This is a genomic window from Mycolicibacterium austroafricanum (genome assembly GCF_000612725.1).
GTDB classification, from domain to species: domain Bacteria; phylum Actinomycetota; class Actinomycetes; order Mycobacteriales; family Mycobacteriaceae; genus Mycobacterium; species Mycobacterium austroafricanum.
This window is the reverse complement of the sequence record NZ_HG964453.1, coordinates 183,088-207,450: the sequence shown is the minus strand read 5'-3', so window position 1 is coordinate 207,450 and position 24,363 is coordinate 183,088. Positions and strand designations below refer to the sequence as shown.

23 protein-coding genes are annotated in these 24,363 nt (G+C 66.1%); 13 read left to right on the top strand and 10 right to left on the bottom strand.

Annotated elements, in window-relative coordinates; genetic code table 11:
- Positions 1 to 103: 103 nt before the first annotated feature.
- The 7 genes from BN976_RS14845 to BN976_RS14815 all read right to left on the bottom strand — a co-directional run bounded on the left by BN976_RS14845 (position 104) and on the right by BN976_RS14815 (position 7,849).
- Complete coding sequence (locus BN976_RS14845) at positions 104 to 1,252, bottom strand: acyl-CoA dehydrogenase family protein (RefSeq protein WP_036371626.1); 1,149 nt, start codon at positions 1,250 to 1,252, stop codon at positions 104 to 106.
- A gap of 19 nt (positions 1,253 to 1,271) precedes the next feature.
- Positions 1,272 to 2,444: a thiolase family protein gene (locus BN976_RS14840; RefSeq protein ID WP_036371625.1), complete on the bottom strand. Its 1,173-nt coding sequence runs from the start codon at positions 2,442 to 2,444 to the stop codon at positions 1,272 to 1,274.
- 6 nt (positions 2,445 to 2,450) lie between these two features.
- The gene (locus tag BN976_RS14835) at positions 2,451 to 3,287 is read right to left on the bottom strand and encodes an enoyl-CoA hydratase/isomerase family protein (RefSeq protein WP_199558951.1); all 837 of its coding nucleotides are present in this window, start codon (positions 3,285 to 3,287) and stop codon (positions 2,451 to 2,453) included.
- Entirely contained in the window at positions 3,256 to 4,491 is a 1,236-nt protein-coding gene (locus BN976_RS14830) for a CaiB/BaiF CoA transferase family protein (RefSeq protein ID WP_011781363.1), read from the bottom strand. The genes BN976_RS14835 and BN976_RS14830 overlap by 32 nt, the downstream gene beginning before the upstream one ends.
- Before the next feature lie 4 nt (positions 4,492 to 4,495).
- Complete coding sequence (locus BN976_RS14825; RefSeq protein ID WP_011781364.1) at positions 4,496 to 5,254, bottom strand: SDR family NAD(P)-dependent oxidoreductase; 759 nt, start codon at positions 5,252 to 5,254, stop codon at positions 4,496 to 4,498.
- Positions 5,254 to 6,444 (bottom strand): acyl-CoA dehydrogenase family protein, encoded by a 1,191-nt coding sequence (locus tag BN976_RS14820; protein ID WP_199558964.1) that lies wholly within the window; start codon positions 6,442 to 6,444, stop codon positions 5,254 to 5,256. The genes BN976_RS14825 and BN976_RS14820 overlap by 1 nt, the downstream gene beginning before the upstream one ends.
- 109 nt (positions 6,445 to 6,553) lie before the next feature.
- Positions 6,554 to 7,849, bottom strand: a complete 1,296-nt coding sequence (locus BN976_RS14815) for an amidohydrolase family protein (RefSeq protein WP_036371623.1) — start codon at positions 7,847 to 7,849, stop codon at positions 6,554 to 6,556.
- A gap of 264 nt (positions 7,850 to 8,113) precedes the next feature.
- On the opposite strand from BN976_RS14815, the gene BN976_RS14810 reads away from it, so the two are divergent.
- From BN976_RS14810 to BN976_RS14780, 7 genes are read left to right on the top strand one after another with little or no spacing between them, the layout of a single operon-like run.
- Positions 8,114 to 8,644, top strand: a complete 531-nt coding sequence (locus BN976_RS14810) for a carboxymuconolactone decarboxylase family protein (protein WP_011781367.1) — start codon at positions 8,114 to 8,116, stop codon at positions 8,642 to 8,644.
- A gap of 7 nt (positions 8,645 to 8,651) precedes the next feature.
- A complete protein-coding gene (locus BN976_RS14805) occupies positions 8,652 to 9,986 on the top strand; it encodes an SRPBCC family protein (protein ID WP_011781368.1) in 1,335 nt (444 codons plus the stop codon).
- Positions 9,979 to 10,332, top strand: a complete 354-nt coding sequence (locus BN976_RS14800; RefSeq protein WP_011781369.1) for a hypothetical protein — start codon at positions 9,979 to 9,981, stop codon at positions 10,330 to 10,332. The genes BN976_RS14805 and BN976_RS14800 overlap by 8 nt, the downstream gene beginning before the upstream one ends.
- A 3-nt stretch (positions 10,333 to 10,335) precedes the next feature.
- Positions 10,336 to 11,574 carry a metal-dependent hydrolase family protein gene (locus BN976_RS14795; protein WP_011781370.1) on the top strand — a complete coding sequence of 413 codons (1,239 nt, stop codon included), beginning with the start codon at positions 10,336 to 10,338 and terminating at the stop codon, positions 11,572 to 11,574.
- Positions 11,549 to 11,986, top strand: a complete 438-nt coding sequence (locus BN976_RS14790; RefSeq protein WP_011781371.1) for a nuclear transport factor 2 family protein — start codon at positions 11,549 to 11,551, stop codon at positions 11,984 to 11,986. The genes BN976_RS14795 and BN976_RS14790 overlap by 26 nt, the downstream gene beginning before the upstream one ends.
- A complete protein-coding gene (locus tag BN976_RS14785) occupies positions 11,983 to 13,113 on the top strand; it encodes an acyl-CoA dehydrogenase family protein (RefSeq protein WP_036371622.1) in 1,131 nt (376 codons plus the stop codon). The genes BN976_RS14790 and BN976_RS14785 overlap by 4 nt, the downstream gene beginning before the upstream one ends.
- Positions 13,114 to 13,127: 14 nt before the next feature.
- Positions 13,128 to 13,958, top strand: coding sequence for an acyl-CoA dehydrogenase family protein (locus BN976_RS14780; RefSeq protein ID WP_036372259.1), 831 nt, complete (start codon positions 13,128 to 13,130; stop codon positions 13,956 to 13,958).
- A 322-nt stretch (positions 13,959 to 14,280) separates the two neighbouring features.
- Here BN976_RS14780 and BN976_RS14775 read toward each other — a convergent pair whose 3' ends face one another.
- Positions 14,281 to 15,063: an enoyl-CoA hydratase gene (locus BN976_RS14775; protein WP_011781374.1), complete on the bottom strand. Its 783-nt coding sequence runs from the start codon at positions 15,061 to 15,063 to the stop codon at positions 14,281 to 14,283.
- Positions 15,064 to 15,213: 150 nt separating this feature from the next.
- On the opposite strand from BN976_RS14775, the gene BN976_RS14770 reads away from it, so the two are divergent.
- The 5 genes from BN976_RS14770 (at position 15,214) to BN976_RS14750 (ending at position 20,833) form a co-directional block, all read left to right on the top strand.
- Positions 15,214 to 15,933 carry a TetR/AcrR family transcriptional regulator gene (locus BN976_RS14770; protein WP_011781375.1) on the top strand — a complete coding sequence of 240 codons (720 nt, stop codon included), beginning with the start codon at positions 15,214 to 15,216 and terminating at the stop codon, positions 15,931 to 15,933.
- Between the two features lie 238 nt (positions 15,934 to 16,171).
- A complete protein-coding gene (locus tag BN976_RS14765; protein WP_011781376.1) occupies positions 16,172 to 17,383 on the top strand; it encodes a cytochrome P450 in 1,212 nt (403 codons plus the stop codon).
- 38 nt (positions 17,384 to 17,421) lie between these two features.
- Positions 17,422 to 18,258: a mycofactocin-coupled SDR family oxidoreductase gene (locus BN976_RS14760; RefSeq protein WP_011781377.1), complete on the top strand. Its 837-nt coding sequence runs from the start codon at positions 17,422 to 17,424 to the stop codon at positions 18,256 to 18,258.
- Positions 18,259 to 18,269: 11 nt separating this feature from the next.
- On the top strand, positions 18,270 to 19,340 hold the full coding sequence (locus BN976_RS14755; RefSeq protein WP_011781378.1) for a phosphotransferase: 1,071 nt from the start codon (positions 18,270 to 18,272) through the stop codon (positions 19,338 to 19,340).
- A 59-nt stretch (positions 19,341 to 19,399) separates the two neighbouring features.
- Positions 19,400 to 20,833 (top strand): WS/DGAT/MGAT family O-acyltransferase, encoded by a 1,434-nt coding sequence (locus BN976_RS14750; protein ID WP_036372256.1) that lies wholly within the window; start codon positions 19,400 to 19,402, stop codon positions 20,831 to 20,833.
- 1 nt (position 20,834) lies between these two features.
- Here BN976_RS14750 and fadD12 read toward each other — a convergent pair whose 3' ends face one another.
- Complete coding sequence (gene fadD12, locus BN976_RS14745; protein ID WP_011781380.1) at positions 20,835 to 22,427, bottom strand: acyl-CoA ligase FadD12; 1,593 nt, start codon at positions 22,425 to 22,427, stop codon at positions 20,835 to 20,837.
- A gap of 5 nt (positions 22,428 to 22,432) precedes the next feature.
- Complete coding sequence (locus tag BN976_RS14740; RefSeq protein WP_011781381.1) at positions 22,433 to 23,269, bottom strand: lysophospholipid acyltransferase family protein; 837 nt, start codon at positions 23,267 to 23,269, stop codon at positions 22,433 to 22,435.
- Between the two features lie 22 nt (positions 23,270 to 23,291).
- Between BN976_RS14740 and BN976_RS14735 the strand changes: the two genes are divergently transcribed.
- Positions 23,292 to 24,362 carry an NAD-dependent epimerase/dehydratase family protein gene (locus BN976_RS14735; protein ID WP_011781382.1) on the top strand — a complete coding sequence of 357 codons (1,071 nt, stop codon included), beginning with the start codon at positions 23,292 to 23,294 and terminating at the stop codon, positions 24,360 to 24,362.
- The last annotated feature ends 1 nt before the right edge of the window (position 24,363 follow it).

Here is a 24,363-nt window from a genome sequence, read left to right as displayed (position 1 = left end):
CCGCTGTGACAAGGGTCTCAGCTTACAAATTTCTTGACGGGTGTCACGTCGCGATTTCGGCGTCGTTGGTCAACGTGGGCGAGACCAACTACACCGAAATCACTCAGAGGCCGAGCGACTTGGCGATCATCACCTTCATCACCTCGCTGGTGCCCGCATAGATCCGGGCCACTCTCGCATCGGTGTACAGCCGGGCGATCGGATACTCCATCATGTAGCCGTAGCCGCCGAACAACTGCAGGCAGCGGTCCACCACCCGCTGCTGCATCTCGGTGCAGAACAGCTTGGTCCTGGCCGCGTCAGCGCCGGAGAGCTCCCCCTCGACATGCAGCGAGACGGCCCGGTCCAGCATCGCCTGGGCGGCTTCCACCTCGGTCGAGCAGGCCGCAAGCTCGAACTTGGTGTTCTGAAACGAGGCCACCGGGGTGCCGAACGCCTTGCGGCTCTGGGTGTACTCGATCGCCGCGGCGATCGCCGAGCGCGCCTGGGCCACCGAGCCCACCGCGACTGTCAGCCGCTCCTGCGCGAGATTGTGCCCCAGGTATCCGAACGCCTCGTCGACCTCACCGAGCACGTTGGCCGCCGGGACACGGACGTCGACGAACGACAACTCGGCGGTGTCTTGGACCTTGCAGCCCATCTTCTCCAGCTCGCGGCCCCGGGTGAACCCGTCCATGCCGTCCTCGACGACCAGCAGCGTCAGCCCCTTACGCCGGTTGTCCGGATCGGTCGACGTGCGGGCGACGACGATCACCAGGTCGGCCTGCATGCCACCGGTGATGAAGGTCTTGGCGCCGTTGACGATGTAGTCGTCGCCGTCACGGACCGCCGTGGTGCGCATGCCCGCGAGGTCTGAGCCGGTCCCCGGCTCGGTCATCGCGATCGCGGTGAGAACCGTGCCCGACGCCAAGCCGGGAAACCACCGGTCGCGCTGTTCGTCGTTCGCGTAGTGCAGGAAGTACGGCAGGATCACTTCCAGCTGGGTGCGCACCGTCGACAGTGTCACCAGGGCACGGGCCGCCTCCTCCTGCAGCACCACGTTGTACCGGTAGTCGGGCTGACCGCCGCCGCCGTACTGCTCCGGGATGGCCATACCGAGCATCCCGAGCTCGCCCATCCGCTCGAAGACCTCGCGCGGCATCCGGCCGCCCTTCTCCCACTGCGGGTAATGCGGCACGACCTCCTTGTCGACGAAGTCGCGGGCCAGTTCGCGGAACGCCTCGTGGTCTTCGGTGAAGAGATCTCTGCGCACCCGATGTCCTCCAAGCCTGCTATTTGACGAGTTCGATCAGCGTCGCGTTGGCGGTGCCGCCGCCTTCGCACATGGTCTGCAGCCCGTAACGAATCCCGTTGTCGCGCATGTGATGGATCATCCGCGTCATCAGCACGGCGCCGGACGCCCCCAAGGGATGGCCGAGCGCGATCGCGCCGCCGAGCGGGTTGAGCTTGGCCGCGTTGGCCCCGGTGTCCGCGAGCCACGCCAGCGGCACCGGCGCGAACGCCTCGTTGACCTCGTAGACGCCCACCTCGTCGAGCGTCACACCCGCCTTGTGCAGCACCTTCTCGGTCGCCGGAATCGGGCCGGTCAGCATCAGTCTGGGGTCGGCGCCGGTGACCGCGCCTGCGCGGTAGCGCACCAGCGGGGTCAGCCCGAGGTTCACCGCGTTCTCCATCGTGGTCACCAGCAGCGCCGCGGCGCCGTCGGAGATCTGCGACGAGTTGCCGGCGTGGATGACGCCGTCCTCGGTGAAGGCCGGCTTGAGACCGGCCAGCTTCTCCACCGTGGTGCCGCGGCGGATGCCTTCGTCCTCGGTGACCGCGCTTCCCCCTGTTTTGCTCCCCGCGTCCGCACCTTCGGTGAATACCGGCACGATCTGATCCTTGAACGCGCCGGCGTCCTGCGCCGCGGCGGCCCGTTCGTGCGACAGCGCGGAGTACTCGTCGAGCTGGGTGCGGGAGAAGCCCCACTTCTGCGAGATCATCTCGGCCGAGATGCCCTGGTTGAAGGAGAAGTCGTCATAGCGGGCAAACACTTTGGGCCCGTAGGGCATCCCGGTGGCGCGCGCGGCTCCCAGCGGGACCCGGCTCATCACTTCCACTCCCCCGGCCACCACCACGTCCTGCTGACCCGACATCACGGCCTGCACGGCGAAGTCGAGCGCCTGCTGGCTCGACCCGCAGGCCCGGTTCACCGTGGTGCCGGGGATGTGCTCGGGCCAGCCCGCGGCCAGCACCGAATACCGCCCGATATTGCTCGACTGGTCGCCGACCTGGGACACGCAGCCCCAGATGACGTCGTCGATCACGTCGGTGTCCACCCCGGTGCGCTCGACAAGCTCGTTGAGCACCACCGCCGACAGATCGGCCGCGTGCTGCTCGGACAGACCGCCGTTGCGCTTACCCACTGGCGTACGCACGGCACCGACGATGACCGTTTCCCGCATGACCCTCTACTCCTCATCCTTCTGGGTGGGCTTCTCGTACTGGACCCATGCCCCGGTGAACTCCGGTTCCCGCTTCGCGGCGAACGCGGCATATGCCTCAACCGAATCCGCGGTCGCGAAGTTGCCGGGTTGGGCACGCGCCTCGTTGGCCAGCGCTTCCCGCAGCGTGGCGTTGGCACCGTCGTTGAGCAGCGCCTTGCTCTGCGCGAGCGCGAACGGCGGACCGCCGGCCAACCGGTCGGCGAGATCGTCGACGAAGGCATCGATCTCGCCGCTCGGCTTCACCCACGTCACCAGGCCCAGATCACGCGCCTCGTCGGCGCCGATCATCTCGGCGAGCAGCACCAGACGCTTGGCCTGTTGCAGGCCGACGATCCTGGGCAGCAGCCAGGAGCCGCCGAGGTCGACCGACAGCCCACGCTTGGAGAAGATCTGGCAGAACCGCGATTCCGGGGTGGCGACCACCAGATCGCAGCCCAGCGCCAGGTTCCATCCCGCGCCGACGGCGATGCCGGTGACCTTCGCGATGGTCGGCACGGCCAGCTCGTGAAGGGCCAGCGCCACGTCGGTGAGGCGGTCCAGCTTGTAGCGCGGGTGGATCTGCTCACCGGTGCCGATGTCGGCACCGGAGCAGAACGCGCCACCCGCGCCGGTCAACACCAGCGCCCGGACGTCGTGATCGCGTTTGAGGTCTCGAAGCGCGTCGGCGAGTTCCACCCACAACCGTGCGTCGAGCGCATTGCGGCGCTCGGGACGGTTGAGGGTCAGCGTGCGCACGCCGTCACGATCCGTTGACAACAGCACCTGGTCGTCAACCACGGTAAGCCGGCCCGATCGCGCCATCGGCCCGCAGCTGCCTCAATTCGTCTGGGGTGACGCCAATTTCGGTGAGCACCGCGTCGGTGTGCTCTCCGAGACCGGGGATCGCACCCATCGGCTGCTCGAAGTCGCTGATCACCGGTGGTGGGCGCAGCGCCTGGATATCGCCCTTCGGCGTGGCGACGGTGCGCCACCGGTCACGGGCCGCCAGATGTGGGTGGACGACGACCTCGCTGGGCAGGTTGTAGCGGGAGTTCCCGATGCCGGCCGCGTCGGCCGTCTTCTGGATCTCGGCCAGATCGTGTTGGGCACACCAGCTTCCGATGGCCTCCTCCAGGATCTGCCGGTGTGCGCACCGATCGGAGTTGGTTGCGAACCGAGGGTCGTCGGCGAGATCGGGGCGGTCGATGATCTCGCGCGCCACCCGTTGCCATTCACGGTCGTTGGTGGTGCCGAGCACGACGGTCTGGCCGTCGCGGGTCGGGAACGCGCCGTACGGCGCAACGGCCGGAGAGCCCACGCCGAGCGGCTCCTGGTCGATACCGGAGTGCTGGGTGTAGGTCAGCGCATAGCCCATCACATCGGTCATGACGTCGAACAGGCTCAGTTCCACCGACGGCGCGGGAGCGGATCCCGGGTGACGGGCGCGCCCGTACAGCAGCGCCAGGATCGAGATCGCGGCGTAGAGCCCGGTGCTGAAGTCCGCCACCGCAGGTCCTGGTTTGGCCGGCATGCCCGGATATCCCGTGACCGCGCAGGACCCGGACTCCGCCTGCACCAGAAGGTCGTAGGCACGCTTGTGCGACAGCGGGCCGCCGGGCCCGTACCCGTCGATCTCGACCGGGATCACCCTGGGATGCCGCGCAGCGAGGTCGGCGGGAGCGACACCGAGGCGTGCCGTCGCACCCGGGGCCAGGTTCGACACGAAGGCGTCGGCACGGTCGAGTAACCGGTGCAGAAGGTCCAATCCCCCAGCGGTCTTCGTGTTGAGCGTCACCGACTCCTTGCCCCGGTTTGACCACACGAAGTGCGCGGCCAGACCTCCCGGCCCGTTGACGACGTCGTCGTAGTCCCGGGCGAAGTCGCCGCCGTTGGGGTTTTCCACCTTGATGATGCGGGCACCGAAGTCGGCGAGCACCCGGGTGCACATCGGCGCGGCCACGGCCTGCTCCATGGCGACGACGGTGACCCCAGCCAGGGGCGCGGCGCTCGGTTGGGAACTGCTCACCTGTTCAGATAACCATGCCGCCGTCGACCGGCAGCACCTGCCCGGTGACGTACGACGCCGCATCCGAGGCCATGAACACGAAGGCACCGGCGATCTCCGACGGTTCGGCCCAGCGCTTCATCGGGATGCGGTTCATCATGTTGGCCGCGAACTTCTCGTTGGTACGGATGGTTTCGGTCATCGGGGTGGCCGCCAGCGGGGCCAGCGCGTTGACCGTGATCCCCTTGGTGGCCAGTTCCCGCGCCAGTGATTTGGTGAAGCCGATGATGCCGGCCTTGGCCGCCGAATAGTTGACCTGGCCGAGCGTGCCGGTGAGCCCGGCCGCCGAGGTCACGTTGACGATCCGCCCGGTGCCGTCGATCGGGATGAACGGCAGCGCGGCCTGGGTGACGTTGAATGCGCCCATCACGTGGATGTCGAACAGCAGCCGGAACGACTCCGGCGTGGTCTTGTCGAACATCGCAGGCCTGGTGACCCCCGCGTTGTTGACGACGATGTGCAGTGCCCCGCCGGTGAGCGCAGCGGCCTGCGCGGCCGCGGCGTCGGCGGAGTCACGGTCGGACACGTCGAGCGCGGCGGCCTCGGCGCGACCGCCGGAATCCGAAATCCGCTGGGCGACGACGGCGGCGGCGTCCTTGTCGATGTCGGTGACCAGTACCGCCGCACCCGCGTCGGCCAGTGCCTGCGCGACGGCGGAGCCGATGCCCCCCGCCGCGCCGGTCACCAGCGCGGAACGCCCGGCCAGATCGAAGTAGCCGCGCATCAGTAGCTCCTCGGCAGTCCGAGCACGTGCTCACCGAGGAAGTTCAGGATCATCTCCTGGCTCACCGGCGCGATCTTCATCAGCCGCGACTCACGGAAGTAGCGCGAGACGTGGTACTCCTCCGAGTACCCCATGCCGCCGTGCAGTTGCAGCGCGCGGTCAGCGGCACCGAAACCTGCGTCGGCGCACAGGTACTTCGCGGTATTGGCTTCTCGCCCACAGGGTTTGCCGTTGTCGTAGAGCCAGGTGGCCTTCCGAAGCACCAGCTCGGCGGCGTCGAGTCGGGCCAGTGAGTCGGCGAGCGGGAACTGCAGACCCTGGTTCATGCCGATCGGCCGGTTGAACACGTGGCGCTCGTTGCCGTACTTGACGGCCTTCTCCAGCGCCACCCGCCCGATGCCCAACGCCTCGGCGGCGATCAGCATCCGCTCCGGGTTCAGTCCGTCCAGGATGTACTTGAAGCCCTTGCCTTCCTCACCGACCCGGTGCTCGACCGGAACCATCAGGTCGTCGATGAACACCTCGTTGGAGCTGACCGCATTTCGCCCCATCTTCCTGATCGGCCGGATGTCGACGTGGTTGCGGTCCAGGTCGGTGAGGAACAGCGTCATCCCGTCGGTCTTCTTCGCGCCGCGCTTTTCCAGGTCATCCGGCGACTCGGTCCTGGTCAACAGCAGGATCTTCTCGGACTCCAGCGCTTTGGAGATCCACACCTTGCGGCCGTTGACACGGTACTTGTCGCCTTCGCGCTTGGCGAACGTGGTGATACGCGAAGTGTCCAGTCCCGCACCTGGTTCGGTGACCCCGAAGCACACGTGCAGGTCACCGTTGACGATGCGGGGCAGCGTTGCGGCTTTCAGCTCGTCGGAGCCGTGCTTGACGACGGGTTGCATCCCGAAGATGGACAGATGGATCGCGCTGGCGCCGTTCATCGCGGCACCCGATCGCGACACCTCCTCCAGTAGCAGCGTCGCTTCGGTGATGCCAAGGCCGTGGCCGCCGTACTCCTCCGGGATGGTCATGCCCAGCCAGCCGCCGTTGGCGATCGCGTCGTAGAACTCCTGCGGGAACTCGTGCGCCTGGTCCTTCTCCATCCAGTAGTGGTCGTCGAACCTGCTCGCCAGCTCACGAACGGACTTACGGATCAGCTCCTGATCCTCGGTCAGCTCGAAACTCATCCCGCCCGGCATGGACGTCATAGCCCTCACTCCTTCAAATCCATGACCGCCGAAATCGCATTCCACGCCGTCGTCGCGCGTCTTTTCGCCCGTGGAATGCAGCTTCGGCGGAGGTGTCAGCTCAGTCCGTGTTGCCGGTGATCTCTTTGGCGCGAGCTGCGAAGTCGGCGAACGTCGCTCCGGTCTTCTCCTTGTGGGAGAGGGCTTGGATGGAGACGTCGTGTCCTTCGGCGGCTTTGCGCAGTGCCCCGACGGTGGCTTGTTCTTTGGGGATGTGGGTGAACGGGTCCCAGTGATACCAGCGCATCGCGTTCTGATAGGTCATCTTGTCGATCTCGTCATCGGGCACGCTGTTGACCTTGAGGACCTCGTCGAGTTGCTCGGGGGCGCCGGGCCACATCGAATCCGAGTGCGGGTAGTCGGCTTCCCAGCAGATGTTGTCCACCCCGATCTGATGACGGGTGGCCACCCCGACCGGATCGGCGATGAAACACGTCAGGAAATGCTCCCGGAACACCTCAGAGGGCAGCTTGCCCTTGAAGTCCTGCCCGGTCCACGTCGAATGCATCTCATAGGTGCGATCCACCCGCTCCAGGAAATACGGAATCCAGCCCGTCCCACCCTCAGACAGCGCGATCTTGAGATCCGGATACTCCTTGATCGGGCGCGACCACAACAGATCCGCCGCCGCCTGCACGATGTTCATCGGCTGCAACGTGATCATCACATCCATCGGCGCATCCGGTGCCGTGATCGCCAACCGACCCGACGACCCGATATGCACATTGAGCACCGTGTCGGTATCCACCAGCGCATCCCACATCGGCTTCCAATGCTCGAAATCATGGAAACTCGGATACCCCATCGCCGACGGGTTCTCCGAGAACGTCAACGAATGCACCCCCCGCGCCGCATTACGACGGATCTCCTTGGCGCACGCTTCGGGATCCCAGATCACCGGCAACGTCATCGGAATGAACCGGGCCGGATACGCCCCACACCACTCCTCGACATGCCAGTCGTTGTAGGCCTGCACCAACGCCAACGAGAACTCCGCATCCTCGGTGGCGAACAACCGGCCCGCGAAACCCGGAAACGACGGGAAACACATCGACCCCAAAATCCCGCCGGCATTCATGTCCTTGACCCGCTCATCAACCTGCCAACACCCCGGCCGGATCTCATCCAGACCCTGCGGCTCCAGCCCGTACTCCTCCTTCGGGCGACCCGCCACCGCATTGAGCGCCACATTCGGAATCACCACATCCCGGAACTGCCACGTATCACTGCCGTCCGGGTTATGCACCAACCGCGGCGCCTCATCCAAATACTTGCGCGGCAGATGATTCTTGAACATATCCGGCGGCTCAACGATGTGATCATCCACGCTGATCAAAATCATGTCATCACGGTTCATGACGGCGCTCCTTCCGTTCCCACCCTTCCGAGCGGGAGCACGTGACATCGGCCTCTAGTTCTCCTTCTAAGGAAACTAGCTTCTCCGTCAGCGAGAATCAATGTTCGGCATCGACATCGACGCTGGCAGACCGCGCCGTCCGGCACGCTCCGGCGTTCCACCGGCCGGCGATTCGGGACCACTCCGTTGACGCCGACACCAAAGAGTGGAAATCTATTGGCGAAATATGAGAACCTGATTCTCATGAGTGAGAGGAGTCCGGCAGTGCGACTAGCCCCACTGCCCGCGGACCAGTGGGACGGCGTGGCCGAACAGGCCCTTTCCGGCCTGATGCCGGCCGAGCTCCGCAATCCCGAGACGGCCGGAAACCTGGTCGGCACGCTCTTGCGCCACCCCAAGCTGGCCAGAGCGTTCCTCCGGTTCAACTTCCAACTGCTGTACGGCACGACGTTGCCGGAGCGTCTTCGCGAGTTCGTGGTCCTGCGCGTCGCCCGCCTCTCGAACTGCGAGTACGAATGGCGTCATCACGTCGCCATGGGCCGCGACGCGGGCCTGTCCGACGACGTGATCGCAGGCATCGAACGCGGCGAGGCCGTCGATGAATTCGACCGCGCAGTACTGACGGCGGTCGACGAGCTGCACCACGACTCGGTGATCTCCGACTCCACCTGGACGGCCCTGTCGTCCCACCTCGACGAGCGTCAGCTGATGGACCTCGTCTTCACAATCGGCTGCTATGGCGCACTTGCCATGGCGATCAACACCTTTGGCGTAGAACCCGACCAGGAGAGGTAACAATTCCATGGCACATTTCCCGAAGCCTGCCGCAGGCAGCTGGACAGAGAACTGGCCCGAGCTCGGCACCGCGCCGGTCGATTACACGGACTCCATCGACCCCGAGCAGTGGAAGCTGGAGCAGCAGGCCATCTTCCGCAAGCTGTGGCTGCATGTCGGCCGCGTGGAGCGGCTGCCGAAGGCCGGCAGCTACTTCACCCGTGAGATGCCGTCGGTCGGCGCCGGCACCTCGATCATCGTCAACAAGGACAAGGACGGCCAGGTCCGCGCCTTCTACAACCTGTGCCGGCACCGCGGCAACAAGCTGGTCTGGAACGACTACCCCGGCGAAGAGGTCTCCGGATCCTGCCGGCAGTTCACCTGCAAGTACCACGCGTGGCGCTACGCGCTCGACGGTGAGCTGACCTTCATCCAGCAGGAGGACGAGTTCTTCGACGTCGACAAGGCCGACTACCCGCTCAAGCCCGTCCGCTGCGAGGTCTGGGAAGGCTTCATCTTCGTCAACTTCGACGACGACGCCGAACCGCTGGTCGACTACCTCGGCGACTTCGCCAAGGGGCTGGAGGGCTACCCCTTCCACGAGATGACCGAGGTGTACAGCTACCGCGCCGAAATCAACTCGAACTGGAAGCTTTTCATCGACGCGTTCGTCGAGTTCTACCACGCACCGATCCTTCACATGAAGCAGGCGACTGCCGAAGAGGCCGCCAAGCTCGCCAAGGTCGGGTTCGAAGCCCTGCACTACGACATCAAGGATCAACACTCGATGATCTCGTCGTGGGGTGGTATGAGCCCGCCCAAGGACCTCAACATGGTCAAGCCGATCGAGCGGATCCTGCACAGCGGCCTGTTCGGTCCGTGGGACCGGCCCGACATCAAGGGCATCCTGCCCGACGAGCTGCCGCCTGCCGTCAACCCGGCCCGACAGCCGACGTGGGGCCAGGACTCGTTCGAGTTCTTCCCGAACTTCACGCTGCTGCTGTGGGCGCCGGGCTGGTACCTGACCTACAACTACTGGCCGACCGCCGTGGACAAGCACATCTTCGAGTGCAACCTGTACTTCGTGCCCCCGAAGAACACCCGCCAGCGGCTGTCCCAGGAACTCGCGGCCGTGACGTTCAAGGAGTACGCACTGCAGGACGCCAACACCCTCGAGGCGACGCAGACCCAGATCGGCACCCGCGCCGTCACCGAATTCCCGTTGTGCGACCAAGAGATCCTGCTGCGCCACCTGCACCACACGGCGCACAAGTACGTCGACAAGTACAAGCTCGAGCAGGCCGCGAAGGCTGCCACCAACGGATCTGCCAGCAAGACCGAAAAGGAGGGGGCCAATGTCTGAAACCAACGGAACCAAGGAACGCCTGCTGCCGGAGGAGTTCGCCGATCTGGAGCGGTTCAGCGACTGGATCCTGCCCACCGAACCCGAGCGTTACGCCAAGCGGCTCGCTTCGACGATGGAGGAGATGCAGAACCTCTACGATGTCGGCATGGCGCGCCTCGAGGACGTGATGGTGTACCTCGACGCCCGGTTCCCGCTGCACGGCATGCCCGATGACGCCAAGCGGCTCATGCACCTGATGCAGTCGGTCGTGATGGTGTCGTTCCCGGTGGAAGTGTGGAAGCAGCCACGCGTCCTCGACAGCGGCGCCGCCTGGGTCGAAATCGTCAGGGAGCCGGTGGTTTAGCAGGTGTTGACCCTCAAAGCCGCGGGTCTCCTCGACGTCGTCTCCGGCGAGATCATCCGGCCGGGCGTCGTCACCGTCGACGGGGACCGCATCGTCTCGCTCGGTGGCACTCCCCCGCCCGATGTGGAGGTCATCGATCTCGGCGACTCGATCCTGTTGCCCGGCCTGATGGACATGGAGGTCAACCTGCTGATGGGCGGGCGCGGGGAGAACCCGGGTCTGTCCCAGGTGCAGGACGACCCCGCGACGCGGGTGCTGCGCGCGGTGGGCAACGCCCGCCGCACTCTGCGCGCCGGCTTCACCACTGTGCGTAACCTCGGATTGTTCGTCAAGACAGGCGGATACCTACTCGACGTCGCACTGGGCAAGGCGATCGACGCCGGCTGGATCGACGGTCCGCGAGTCATCCCGGCAGGTCACGCCATCACGCCGACGGGTGGCCACCTGGACCCGACGATGTTCGCGGCGTTCATGCCCGGCGTGCTGGAGCTGACCGTCGAGGAGGGCATCGCCAACGGGGTGGACGAGATCCGCAAGGCGGTGCGCTATCAGATCAAGCACGGCGCCCAACTGATCAAGGTGTGCTGCTCGGGCGGGGTGATGTCGCTGACCGGGGAGGCTGGCGCACAACACTATTCGGACGAGGAACTGCGCGTCATCGTCGACGAGGCGCACCGCCGCGGCTTGCGGGTCGCGGCGCACACCCACGGGGCCGAGGCGGTCAAGCACGCGGTCGAGTGCGGTATCGACTGCATCGAGCACGGGTTCCTGATGGACGACGAGGCGATCCAGATGCTGGTCGACAACGACCGCTTCCTGGTGAGCACCCGCCGGCTCGCCGAGTACATGGACGTCTCGAAGGCCCCACCGGAGCTGCAGGCGAAGGCAGCCGAGATGTTCCCGAAGGCACGGACGTCGATCAAGGCCGCCTACGAGGCGGGCGTGAAGATCGCCGTGGGCACCGACGCCCCGGCGATCCCGCACGGCAAGAACGCCGACGAGCTCGTCACGCTGGTCGACTGGGGTATGCCGCCCGCGGCCGTGTTGCGCGCGGCGACGGTGGTGGCCGCCGATCTCATCAACCGCTCCGACTCGCTCGGCCGCATCGCCGAGGGCTACCTCGCCGACATCATCGCGGTGCCCGGTGATCCACTGGCAGACATCGGCGTTACAAAGAATGTTACTTTTGTAATGAAGGGCGGTAAGGTCTACAAGAATGAGCACGCAACCGACACGAACTGAGGATCTGGTCGAGATCCAGCAGCTGCTCGCCAAGTACGCCGTCACCATCACCCAGGGTGACATCGACGGGCTCATCTCGGTTTTCACGCCGGACGGAACCTACAGCGCCTTCGGGTCGACGTACACGCTCGCGCGTTTCCCCGAGCTCGTCGACGCCGCACCCAAGGGGTTGTTCATGACCGGAACGGCGCTGGTGGATCTGAACGAGGGCGAGGACACTGCGTCGGGCACCCAGCCGCTGTGCTTCATCGAGCACTCCAAGCACGACATGCGCATCGGCTACTACCGTGACACCTACGTACGCAGCGATGACGGCTGGCGACTGAGAACCCGTGCGATGACCTTCATCCGGCGCTCCGGAGAACACGACTCCGGACGCCCGCACGCGATCGGGAGGCCCGAAGCCGGATGACCGTAGCCGTCGACACCTCGAACGCGTCCGAGTTCCGGTCACAGTTGAAGGCGTGGCTGGATGAGAACGACCTGACCCCGCCCGCGGACCATTCCCTGCAGGGCCACATCCGCCAGTTCGCCCGGGTGCAGCGCGCGCTCTATGACGCCGGCTGGAGCCGCTACGGCTGGCCCGAGCTCGCCGGCGGCCTCGGTGGTCCGGCGATCCTGCGGGCCATCGTCGGTGAAGAGGTGGTGGGCCGGCGGCTCGCCGAACCGGGGCCGTACTCGATGCTCGAGGTGCTGGCACCGACGATGATCGACTACGCGCCCGCGGAACTCGCCGCCGAGATGGTTCCGAAGTTGCTCAGCGGCGAAGAGCAATGGTGCCAAGGCTTTTCAGAGCCCGGATCCGGTAGTGATCTGGCCTCGCTGACCACACGTGCCGTACAGGACGGCGACAAGTGGATCATCAACGGCCAGAAGGTGTGGACGAGTTTCGCCCAGTACTCGCACCGATGCATCCTGCTCACCCGCACCGGCGACGCGGACACTCCCAACCACAAGGCCATCACCGCGTTCTTCGTCGACGTCGACACCCCGGGTGTCACGGTGCGCCCGCTGCGCACCATGCACGACGTCGACGAATTCTGCGAGGTCTACTTCGACGACGTCGCCGTGGATTCCAGCCGCATGCTCGGCCAACCCGGCGACGGATGGCAGTTGGCGATGGATCTGCTGCCCTACGAGCGCTCCACGTGTTTCTGGCAGCGCATCGCCTACCTGTACTCCCGTTTCGACGCACTCGTCGACGAAGTCAAGCGGCAGGGGCAGTCCGTGGATCAGGACATGGGTGAGGTGTACCTGGCTCTGCACACGCTGCGCTGCCGGTCCAGGGCCACCCAGCACCGACTGGCCGACGGTCAGAAACTGGGCCCGGATACCTCCATCGACAAGGTGCTTCTGGCCACGGCGGAACAGCGACTCTACGACACCGCACGCGATCTGCTGCCCGGCGCCGTCGAGCTCGATGACACCGAATGGCGCACCGAGTACCTGTACTCGCGTGCGGCAACCATCTACGGGGGCACCGCCGAGGTGCAGCGCAACATCATCGCCCGCCGCCTGCTGGATCTCGGGAAGGAGTGAGGATGGCCCCCGGAATGGATGAGGCATCCCTGGACATGCTCGAAGCCTCGCTGCGCAAGACGATGCTCTCGTCGTCGGGCCCCGAGCTCGACGCGGCGCTGACCGAAATGGGCTGGGCCGACATGCTGTCCGAGATGCCCGAGGTGGCCGTCCCGCTGGTGTTCCGCTTGCTCGGCGAAACGGGTTCGCATGCATCGGTTCTCGTCGACGTGGTGCTGCACGCCACCGGCAACACGATCGGCGACACCGTCGAACTTCCGCTGCCCTATGCCGGAAACGGCTGGGTGGTCTGGGACCGCGGTGGGGCGAGCGAAGCGACGGGGGATGACCGAAGCCCGGAGAGCCTCGACCCCACGCTCGGCGGTCTGCCGCTGCGCCGGGAGGAGGAGGGTTACCCGATCCGGCTGGCCGAGGCCCGGGTGGCCGTCGGCTGGTGGCTGGTCGGTTCGGCCAGGGCGATGCTGAGCCTGGCCCGTCAACATGCCTTGGACCGGGTGCAATTCGGGAAACCGATCGCCTCGTTCCAGGCCGTCCGGCACCGGCTGGCCGAGACGCTGGTGGCCATCGAAGGCGCCGAGGCGACGCTGAGCCTGCCGGGTGCGGACAACCCCGACCTGACCGCGCTGCTGGCCAAGGCGGCTGCCGGCAAGGCCGCGCTGACCGCCGCCATGCACTGCCAGCAGGTGCTCGGCGGTATCGGGTTCACCGAAGAGCACGACCTGCACCGGCACGTGAAGCGCGCGCTCGTCCTCGACGGACTGCTCGGCAGCTCAAGGGAACTCACCCGCAGAGCCGGTGCGGGGCTGCGTGCCCGCGGCTCGGCACCCCGGCTTGCCCAGCTGTAGCTTTGCGCGGCACCAGCACAGGCACAGGCACACGCACACGCACACGCACACGCACAGGCTCCGGGAGCGCGAGGGTGCGTGTCTGCGGGCGCCACGCCGGGACTGTTACCGGATTTCACGCACGTTCGTCGCCGGGTGTCCGAGGTGGCACCGTCTGGCGGGCGAATGCCCGCATCGCCCATGCCGCCGCGAGCGTGCGCAAACTTCGGCTTCTCAGCGGCGTGTCGGCCGCAGACACGCACGCTCGGCGGGAGAAAGAGGCCCACCTAGGGAGCACGCTCGGCGGGAGAAAGAGGCCCACCCAGGGAGAAGGCCTGCCCACCTACTTGATGTTGGCCTTCATCTCTTCGAGGTTGACCAGCACCGGCCAGCCTCCGACGCTGAGCGCATTGCCGTGTCCGGTCTGGTGCACGTCGAAGACCGACTGGATCGCCGCATAGAATCCCTGCACGTCCAGCGTCTGATTGACCGCACGCTTGGCCTGCCGCAGCGCGAACGGCGGCATCTTGGCGATCTGCTCGGCCAGTGTCCTGGTTTCGGCGTCGAGTTGGTCGCGCGGAACGACGCGGTTGACCATCCCGGTGGCCGCCACCTCCTCGGCGGTCATCGCGCGACCGGTGAACAGGATCTCCTTCGCCTTGCGTGGTCCGAGTTCCCAGGTGTGGCCGTGGTATTCGACGCCCCCGATCCCCATCAGCACCACAGGGTCGGAGAACTGCGCGTCGTCGGCGGCAACGATCAGGTCGCACGGCCAGCACAGCAGCAGACCACCTGAGATACACCGGCCCTGAACCGCCGCGATGGACGGCTTCGGCACGTTGCGCCACCGCAGCGTGTACTCCAGATAGCGCTTGGCCTCGTGCGCGATGATGAACTCGAGGGTGATCTTGTCCGGCACCGGACCGCCGCCCCTCAGGTCGTGCCCTGCGGAGAAGTGCTTGCCGTTGGCCCGCAGCACGATGACCGACACCTCGTTGTCCTCGGCGGCCCTTGTCCACGCCGCGTCGAGCTCGTCGAGCAGCTCCGGATTCTGCGCGTTCGCAGCCTCGGGACGGTTCAGCGTGATCGTCGCGATCCTGTCGGTGACGTCATAGTCGATGTACACGAGGGTCCTCGGGGTTCGGCGCGATATGTCGGGGTCAGACGCCCGATGTAACATCGGGGCCTTCTGTTATCACCAACATGAGAATACTATTCTCGCGATGAGGAAGTTACAATCTCTGACACGTTCGCCGAGGGGGGGTCGAGGACCAATATGGCAAGGCGTTCTCCGGTACAGTCAGTTCGTGTTCTCCCCAATCGGCCTGCATCCGAGCCTCCGGTGACCAGTCCCAGCGAAGAGCCCGCATGGAAGCAGCGCGCGGTTGAACGCTCCATCAAGACGGCCAAACTGCGCGCCGCTCAGCGCGTGCAGCGATTCCTCGACGCCGCACAGGCCATCATCATCGAGAAGGGCAGCACGGACTTCACCGTCCAAGAGGTCGTCGACCGCTCCCGCCAGTCGCTGCGTAGCTTCTACCTGCAGTTCGACGGTAAGCACGAACTTCTCCTGGCCCTGTTCGAGGATGCCCTCAGCCGCTCGGCCGACCAAATTCGCGCCGCCACCGGCGGGCACGAAGAACCGATAGAACGCCTGAAGGTGGCCATCCAGCTGCTCTTCGAATCCTCCCGACCGGACCCTGCCGCCAAGCGGCCGCTGTTCACCGACTTCGCGCCGCGGTTGCTGGTGTCGCACCCTTCCGAGGTCAAGGTGGCCCATGCGCCGCTGTTGGCGTTGCTCACCGAGCTGATGGAAGAGGCCAGCGCGGCCGGCCAACTCCGGGACGGCATCAACCCGAAGCGGATGGCCGCGATGACCATGCAGACCGTCATGTTCGTGGCCCAGTCCAGCGGAGACGTCGACGAGAACGCCGCCAATCCCATCACCGCCGACGAGGTCTGGGACTTCTGCGCCCACGGCTTCGCCGCCGTCTGAGACGAGAGTCACACTCTTACAGGCCTAGAGGCCGACTCGCTTTTTCGTGCACTCACGTTTTCTCAGCGACTGCGATCTTGACGCTGCCTGTCCGACGAGAGGAAAGTTCTTCTCATCGGAGAGGAGTAATTGCGCTGGGCGAGTCTGCCATTGACACTCGCGTACCGGCAATGACAAAGTTGTGAGACAAATAGCAGCTCAATGTCTTACGAGAGACTGATCCGGCGAGAGGGACACCGTGACGATCAGCGCCGACGACTCCGACGTGCAGAACGCCGATACCGCAGCAGAGTTGTACTACGACCCCTACAACGTCGATCTCAACATGGACCCGCACGGGGTGTTCGCCCGCCTCCGCGAAGAGGCACCGTTGTATTACAACGACAAGCACGACTTCTACGCGTTGAGCCGCTACGAGGACGTCAACAAGGGCGTCATAGACCACCAGACCTTCATCTCCGGCCGTGGGGCACTGCTGGAGATCATCAAGTCCGGCATGGAAATCCCGCCCGGCACATTGATTTTCGAGGATCCGCCGATCCACAATATCCACCGCAACCTGCTGTCGCGCGTTTTCACCCCGCGCAAAGTGCAGGCACTGGAACCACAGATCCGCGAGTTCACCGCGCGCTGCCTGGATCCGTTGACCGGCACGAACCGATTCGACTTCGTCCGCGATCTCGGCGCGCAGATGCCGATGCGCGTGATCGGCATGCTGCTCGGCATCCCCGAAGAGGACCAGCGGCGCGTCACCGATCATGGCGAAGCGACCCTGCAGAGCGACTCGGTCGACCTGATGGCCACCGGGGAGGTGTTTGCGGAGTTTATCGATCACCGCACCGAGCATCCTTCCGACGACATCATGACCGACCTTCTCAACGCGGAGTTCGAGGATGAGACCGGAACTCGCCGGAGGTTACGTCGTGACGAGTTGCTGATGTATTTGACGGTCATCGCAACTGCGGGCAGTGAGACCACGACACGTCTGATCGGTTGGGCGGGAAAGACCCTCGCAGATTACCCGGAGCAGCGCGCCCAGCTGGTGGCCGACCCGGCACTGATCCCGCAGGCAATCGAAGAAATCCTCCGGTGGGAGCCGCCGGCATTGCAGATCGCCCGCTACGTGACCCGCGACGTGGAGTACTACGGCCAGGTCGTGCCCGAAGGATCGGCCATGTTGATGCTTGTCGGCTCCGCCAACCGGGATCACCGGCGCTTCCCGCCGAATGGTGACGTGTTCGATATTCACCGAGAGCTTCGGTCGCACATGACCTTCGGCGCCGGAACGCACTTCTGCATGGGGAATGCACTGGCACGTCTCGAGGGCAAGATCGCCCTGGAGGAAATCCTCAAACGCTTCCCGACATGGGAGGTCGACTGGCCCAACGCGGTCCCGTCGCAGACCACGGCAGTGCGCGGCTGGGAATCCATGCCCACCATCGTTTCTTGAAACCCGAACACCCCTCTACCTGAGAAGGATTGACAGACATGGCAGGACGTGTAGAAGGCAAGGTCGCTTTCATCACCGGTGCGGCGCGCGGACAGGGACGCGCACACGCCGTGCGGTTGGCGCAGGAGGGCGCCGACATCATCGCCGTCGACATCTGTAAGCAGATCGACAGTGTGCTGATTCCCCTCTCCTCCCCCGAGGATCTCGCCGAGACAGCGGATCTGGTCAAGAACGCCGGCGGCCGCATCCACACCGCCGAGGTCGACGTCCGCGACTTCGACGCGCTCAAGGCCGCCGTGGACGCGGGTGTCGAGGAGTTCGGCAGGCTCGACATCATCGTCGCCAACGCGGGCATCGGCAACGGCGGACAGCTGCTGCACGACACCGGCGAACCCGACTGGGACGACATGATCGGCGTCAACCTGTCCGGTGTCTGGAAGACCGTCAAAGCCGGCGTCCCCCACATCCTCGCCGGCGGCAACGGCGGCTCGATCATCCTGACCAGCTCGGTGGGCGGTCTGAAGGCCTACCCACACACCGGCCACTACGTCGCCGCCAAACACGGTGTGGTGGGCCTGATGCGGACCTTCGCCGTCGAGCTCGGCGCGCAGAACGTCCGCGTCAACTCGGTGCACCCGACCAACGTCAACACCCCGTTGTTCATGAACGAGCCGACCATGAAGCTGTTCCGTCCCGACCTGGAGAACCCGGGCCCCGAGGACATGAAGGTCGTCGGTCAGCTCATGCACACCCTGCCCATCGGCTGGGTGGAGCCCGAGGACATCGCCAACGCGGTGCTTTTCCTGGCCTCGGACGAAGCGCGTTTCATCACCGGTGTCACCTTGCCCGTCGACGGCGGCAGCTGCCTGAAGTAATCGAGACCAGGGTGACCGCCTCTGAGCTCTCGATCCCGCAGGACTGGGACGAGATCACTCCCGCCTGGATGACCTCGGCTCTCGCGCAACACTTTCCGGGAGCTGAGGTCGGCCACGTCCGGGTGGCACTTCGTGACGACGGCACCAACCGCAGGGCCAGACTCGCGCTGGACTACTCCGTGGGGTCGGGTCCGGCGACGGTCTTCGCCAAGGCCGTCGACCCCGCCCACGCCGACCTGGTGGAGTTGACCAGCGGGCTCTACCACGAGCCGAGGCTCTTCTCCTGCGGTGCGAGGTTGCCGCTGGACCATCCGGAGGTCTACCTCGCGGCCATCGACGAGGAACGCCGCGACTTCCTGATGATCATGGAGGATGTGGCGTCGCGCGGGGCCGACCCGCGCGACTCCACGAGACCCATGACGGTGGAGCAGGCCGCCGCGGGAGTGCGTGGGTTGGCGCGGTTGCACGGCGAGTACTGGGGTGAGCGGCTCACCGGCGACCCTGCACTGAATTGGGTGGAGCCGTTCGTGGCGTTCGAGGGACTCGAGTACGCCCCGCTGCACATCGCCCACGAACGGCTCGGCGACACGGTGCCCGCCGAGGTCCTCGACCTCAGCGGCACCGACCTGTTCGTCGACATCTGGGCCCGCTACATCGGCTCGCTGACCCGGTCGGTACCGACGCTGCTGCACGGCGATCCGCACATCGGCAACACCTACGTGCTGCCGGACGGCACCGTGGGATTCCTCGACTGGCAGATGGTGCGCCGGGGCAGCTTCTCGTTGGACCTGGGCTACTTCCTGCAGGGTTCGCTGACCACCGAGGACCGCAGGCGGGCCGAACACGATCTGCTCGACGAGTACCGCGCCGCGCTGCGTCTGCCCGCGCAGGAACTCCCGACGCGGGAAGACATCTGGCTGGGCTATCGCGCCTCGGTCGCACACGGCCTGGCGATCTGGATGGCCACCCTCTCCGGTGGCGACGCCTGGCAGCGTGCCGACATATGCCTGGCGTTCGCGCAGCGCTATGCCGCCGCGTTCGTCGACCTGGATACCCGGGAGGCGCTGGACGCGATCACCTAGCGTCTCGCATTCGGCGAAACCACCGTGATCATGAGATGCAGGTGGTTGCATATCCGTTCATGAAGCGGCTCAACGGCATGGACGCCATGCTGTTGTACAGCGAGACGCCGAACCTGCACACCCACACGCTCAAGGTGGCGGTGATCGACGCGTCGAACTGCGCGGACGGCTATGACTTCGACGCGTTCCGGCGCACGGTCGCGCGGCGCCTGCCTCTGCTGGACCCGTTGCGGTACCGGTTGATCGACATTCCGTGGCGGTTGCACCACCCGATGTGGCTGGAGGACTGCCCGGTCGACCTCGATTACCACCTGCGCCGGGTGCGCGTCCCCGCGCCGGGCCGGCGCCGCGAACTCGACCGTGTCATCGGGGAGATCGCCAGTACGCCCCTTGACCGCAGCAGACCGCTGTGGGAATTCCACTTCGCCGAGGGCATGGCCGACGACCGCTACGCGCTGATCGGCAAGGTGCACCACACCCTCGCCGACGGAGTGGCGTCTGCCAATCTCCTTGCCCGCCTGATGGATCTGACCGGCACGCCGCCCAACCACCATGCCGACCCTGTGGTCGTGTGTGAGGAGCCGACCAGGCGGGAGCTGCTGTGGGAGGCCCAACTCGACCATTTCCGTAATATCGCCGAGCTACCCGGACTGGTCGCCGATGCGGCAAGCGGGTTGAGCCGGTTGCGCCGGCGGGCCAAGGAGCGCAACTCCGTCCTGGATCTGGCGAAGCCGTTCAACGCACCGTCGACGTTTCTCAACCACGTGGTGTCCCCGGTGCGCACCTTCGCCACCGCGGCGCTGCCGCTGGCCGAGGTGAAGGAGACCGCCAAACACCTTGGTGTGACGTTCAACGACGTCGTGCTCAGCCTCGCCGCCGGTGGTCTGCGCGAACTGCTGTTGCGTTACGACGGGCAAGCCGACCGTCCGATCATGGCGACGGTTCCGGTCAGTACCGATAAGTCGACGGACCGCATCACCGGCAACGAGATCGGCGGGATGATGGTGTCCTTGCCGGTGCACATCGACGATCCGCTGGAGCGCGTCAGGCTGACCTCGATGGCGACCCGCCGGGCCAAGGAGACCAACGACCTGCTGGGGCCGACGTTGCAGGGCAGGATGCTGGAGTACCTGCCGCCTCCGCTGGCTCCCGCCCTGTTCCGCGCACAGGCCAAGCGCGCGGACCACAACCGGCTGATGAACGTGGCAGTGTCCAACGTGCCGGGACCGCGGCGGCGGGGCCACATCGGAGGGGCGCCGGTCAGCGAGATCTATTCGGTCGGTGTGCTTTCCGCGGGCTCTGCGTTCAACATGACGGTGTGGAGCTACGTCGATCAGGTCGACATCGCGGTGCTTTCCGACGACCGCACGTTCGACGAACCGCATGAGGCCACCTCGGCCGTGACACGCGCGTTTGACGAGCTGCGCCGCGCATGCGGTCTGGCGCGGGCCACCGCCGTCGAATCCGCGATGCCACCGGCCTCAGCCGGCTGACTCAGCGACCGCGCAGCTCGTTGCGCAGAATCTTGCCGGTGCTGCCGCGCGGAAGCTCCGCCATGATCGTGATGTCGCGCGGCACTTTGTAGTTCGCGAGGTTCTCACGAACGTGCTGCTTGAGCTCCTCGACCGTGACGCTGGCGCCCGCGGCAGGTACGACGAACGCGGCCAGCCGCTGTCCGTATTGTTCGTCGTCGACCCCGAGGACGGCAGCCTCCGCGACGGCGGCGTGGGTGGTGAGCGTCTTCTCCACCTCGATGGGATAGACGTTTTCGCCGCCCGAAACGATCATCTCGTCGTCGCGCCCGACGACGAACAGCCGTCCCGCCCCGTCGAGATAGCCCATGTCGCCCGAGGCCATGAAACCGTCGTGAAAGGCTTTGGTGGTTCCCGAGGTGTAGCCGTCGAACAACGTCGAGCTGCGCACGAAGATCTGTCCGACCTCACCGGTAGGCACATCCCGGTGCTCGGCGTCCAGAATGCGCAGTTCGGTGCCGTCGGCGGCCCTGCCCGCGGTGTCCGGAGCGGCGCGCAGATCGGCCGGAGTTGCGGTGGCGATCATGCCGGCCTCGGTGGCGTTGTAGTTGTTGTAGATCACGTCGCCGAATTGGTCCATGAACGCGGTGACGACGTCGGGACGCATCCGTGAGCCGGACGCGGTGGCGAACCGCAGCGACCTGCCGCTGTAGCGGTTTCGCACTTCTGCGGGCAGCTCCATGATGCGGTCGAACATCACCGGGACGACGGCGAGACCGGTGGCGCGGTGGCGGTCGATCAACGCCAGCGTCGCCTCGGGGTCGAACTTGCGGCGGGTGACGATGGGGCAGGCCAGCAGTGCGGCGAACAGCAGCTGGGAGAACCCCCAGGCGTGGAACATCGGGGCGGCGATGACGATCGGTTCCCCCGCCCGCCACGGGGTGCGGTCGAGGACGGCCTTGAGGTCACTCGCGCCGCCACTGCCCGCGGAACGCTTGGCTCCCTTGGGCGTTCCGGTGGTGCCCGAGGTGAGCAGGATGATGTCGCTCTTGCGCGTCGCGGGCTCAGGGCGCTGTCCGAGATGCGCGTCGATCAGGGCCTCGAGTGTGGTACTGCCGTCGTCGGCGTCCGTCCACGCGAGGATCCTGGTCGTCCCCGGGACGTCACGCAGCGCGCGGTCGACGGTCGCGGTGAATTCCTGGTCGTAGATCACGATATCGGCGCCCTCGCGCTCGATGACCTCGGCCATCGCGGGCCCCGCGAACGACGTGTTCAACAGCAGCACATCGGCGCCGATCCGGTTGGCTCCGACCAGCGCCTCCACGAATCCGCGATGGTTACGGCACATCACCGCAACGGTTCTCGGGGTGTGCTTTTGCAGCGCCGCGGCCAACGCGTCACAGCGGTCGTCGAGCTGCTTCCACGTCAGGGTGCCGAGTTCGTCGATGATGCCGGGCAGGTCGGGGCATCGCTGGGCGGCTGCGGCGAAACCGACGGTTGCGGTGAGGCCCGCCCGGCGCATCGCCAGGCCCATCCGCAGGTACCTGTCGGGACGCATCGGCGCGATCAGTCGGGCACGCCAGAGCGTCGCGAGCAGTCCCAGCGGATCGGCCATGGCGTTCAGCCGAGCACCGGGAAGCGGCGGTTGCGGGCGAGTTCGTCGAGCGCGGCCTGCATCACCGATCTCACGTGATAGTCGACCTCGTCGATGTCGGGGTCTTGGCCGAACTGCGCGGTGATGTCGATCGGCTCCAGCACCTGGGTGACGATCTTGGATGGCAGCGGCAGGTTCGGCGGGACCAGTACCGACAGGCCGAACGGAAACCCGATGCTGACGGGCAGGATCTCCATCCGGGCGCGGGTCAACCCGATCCGGCGCGCGATCGCGTCGCCCCGCGCCAGGAACATCTGGGTCTCCTGCGCACCGATCGACACCACCGGCACGATCGGCACCCCGGATTCGAGCGCCGCGCGGACATATCCGGTACGGCCCGCGAAATCGACCACATTGGCCGCCATGGTCGGCCGGTACGAGTCGTAGTCACCGCCGGGAAAGACCAGGACCACCGCCCCGGACCGCAGCGCCTCGGCGGCGTTGTCCCGGCTGGCTTCGATGACACCGGCGCGGCGCAACAGGTCGCCGAGCGGTCCGATGAGCACCCCGTAATGGGCGAGCGTGTAGAGGGGCCGGTCGTAGCCGAAATGTTCGTAGAACGCGGGCGCGAAGACCATCACGTCGGGCGTGAGCATGCCGCCGGAGTGGTTGGACACGATCAGAACGCCGCCCTCGGCGGGCACGGATTCGATGTCGCGGACCTCTGCCCGGAAGTATCGTCGGATCACCGGGCCCACCCAGCCCGTGATCCGCCGGGTGAACCCGGGATCCCACTTGGCCGTCTCGGCGAGCTCGTCGGACATGGTTCCGGATATGCTACTCTCCGGGAAAGAGAATGTCATATCCGCAGGTTGGAGGCTTTGGATGTCGGGTACATCCGGTACCGTGCTCGTCACCGGAGGCTTCGGGCTCGTCGGCTCGGCAACGGTCCGTCGACTTGTCGAGTTGGGCCGCAGCGTCGTGGTCGCCGATCTCGACACCCCGGCCAACCGCGCGTCGGCCGCTCAGCTGCCTGCCGGCGTCACGGTCCGCTGGACCGATCTCACCGACGCCGAACAGACTTCCGCATTGGTTTCCGAGGTCGCGCCCGCGGTGATCATCCACCTCGCGGCGATCATCCCGCCGGCGATCTACAAGAATCGCGCCCTCGCCCGGCGCGTCAACGTCGAAGCGACCGCGACGCTCGTGCGTATCGCGGAGGCTCAGCCCACTCCCCCGCGTTTCGTCCAGGCGTCCAGCAACGCGGTGTACGGCGCACGCAACCCGTACAAGTCGGCCGGTCCGGTCACCGCCGACATGCCGATGAAGCACTCCGATCTCTACAGCGCGCACAAGGCCGAGGCCGAGGCGATCGTGCGCGCCTCGTCGCTGGAGTGGGTGGTGCTACGTCTGGGCGGGGTGCTCAGCACGGATCCCAACGCCATTCCGTTCAGCGCGGATGCGCTGTACTTCGAGAGCGTGCTTCCCGCTGACGGCCGAATACACACGGTCGATGTGCGCGATGTGGCATGGGCTTTCGCCGCGGCGACGACGGCCGATGTGGCTCGTGAGATCCTGTTGATCGCCGGCGACGACTCGCATCGCGTGCTTCAAGGTGACGTCGGCCGCGCGCTGGCCGAATCGCGCGGCCTCAAGGGTGGCCTGGTGCCGGGCCGCAACGGCGACCCCAACAGCGACGAGAACTGGTTCGTCACCGACTGGATGGACACCCGCCGCGCGCAGGAAGCCCTACAGTTCCAGCACTATTCGTGGCAGAACATGCTCGATGAGGCCCAGCGGCGTGCCGGCGCCTCGCGCTATGTGCTGCCGGTGTTCGCGCCGCTGGTGCGGGCAGTTCTCAAGCGGCGCTCGGCCTACTGGAAGCAGCCCGGCCAGTACGCCGATCCGTGGGGCGCGATCAAGCGCGGGATCGGCGACCCGTCGCCCGATTCGTAGG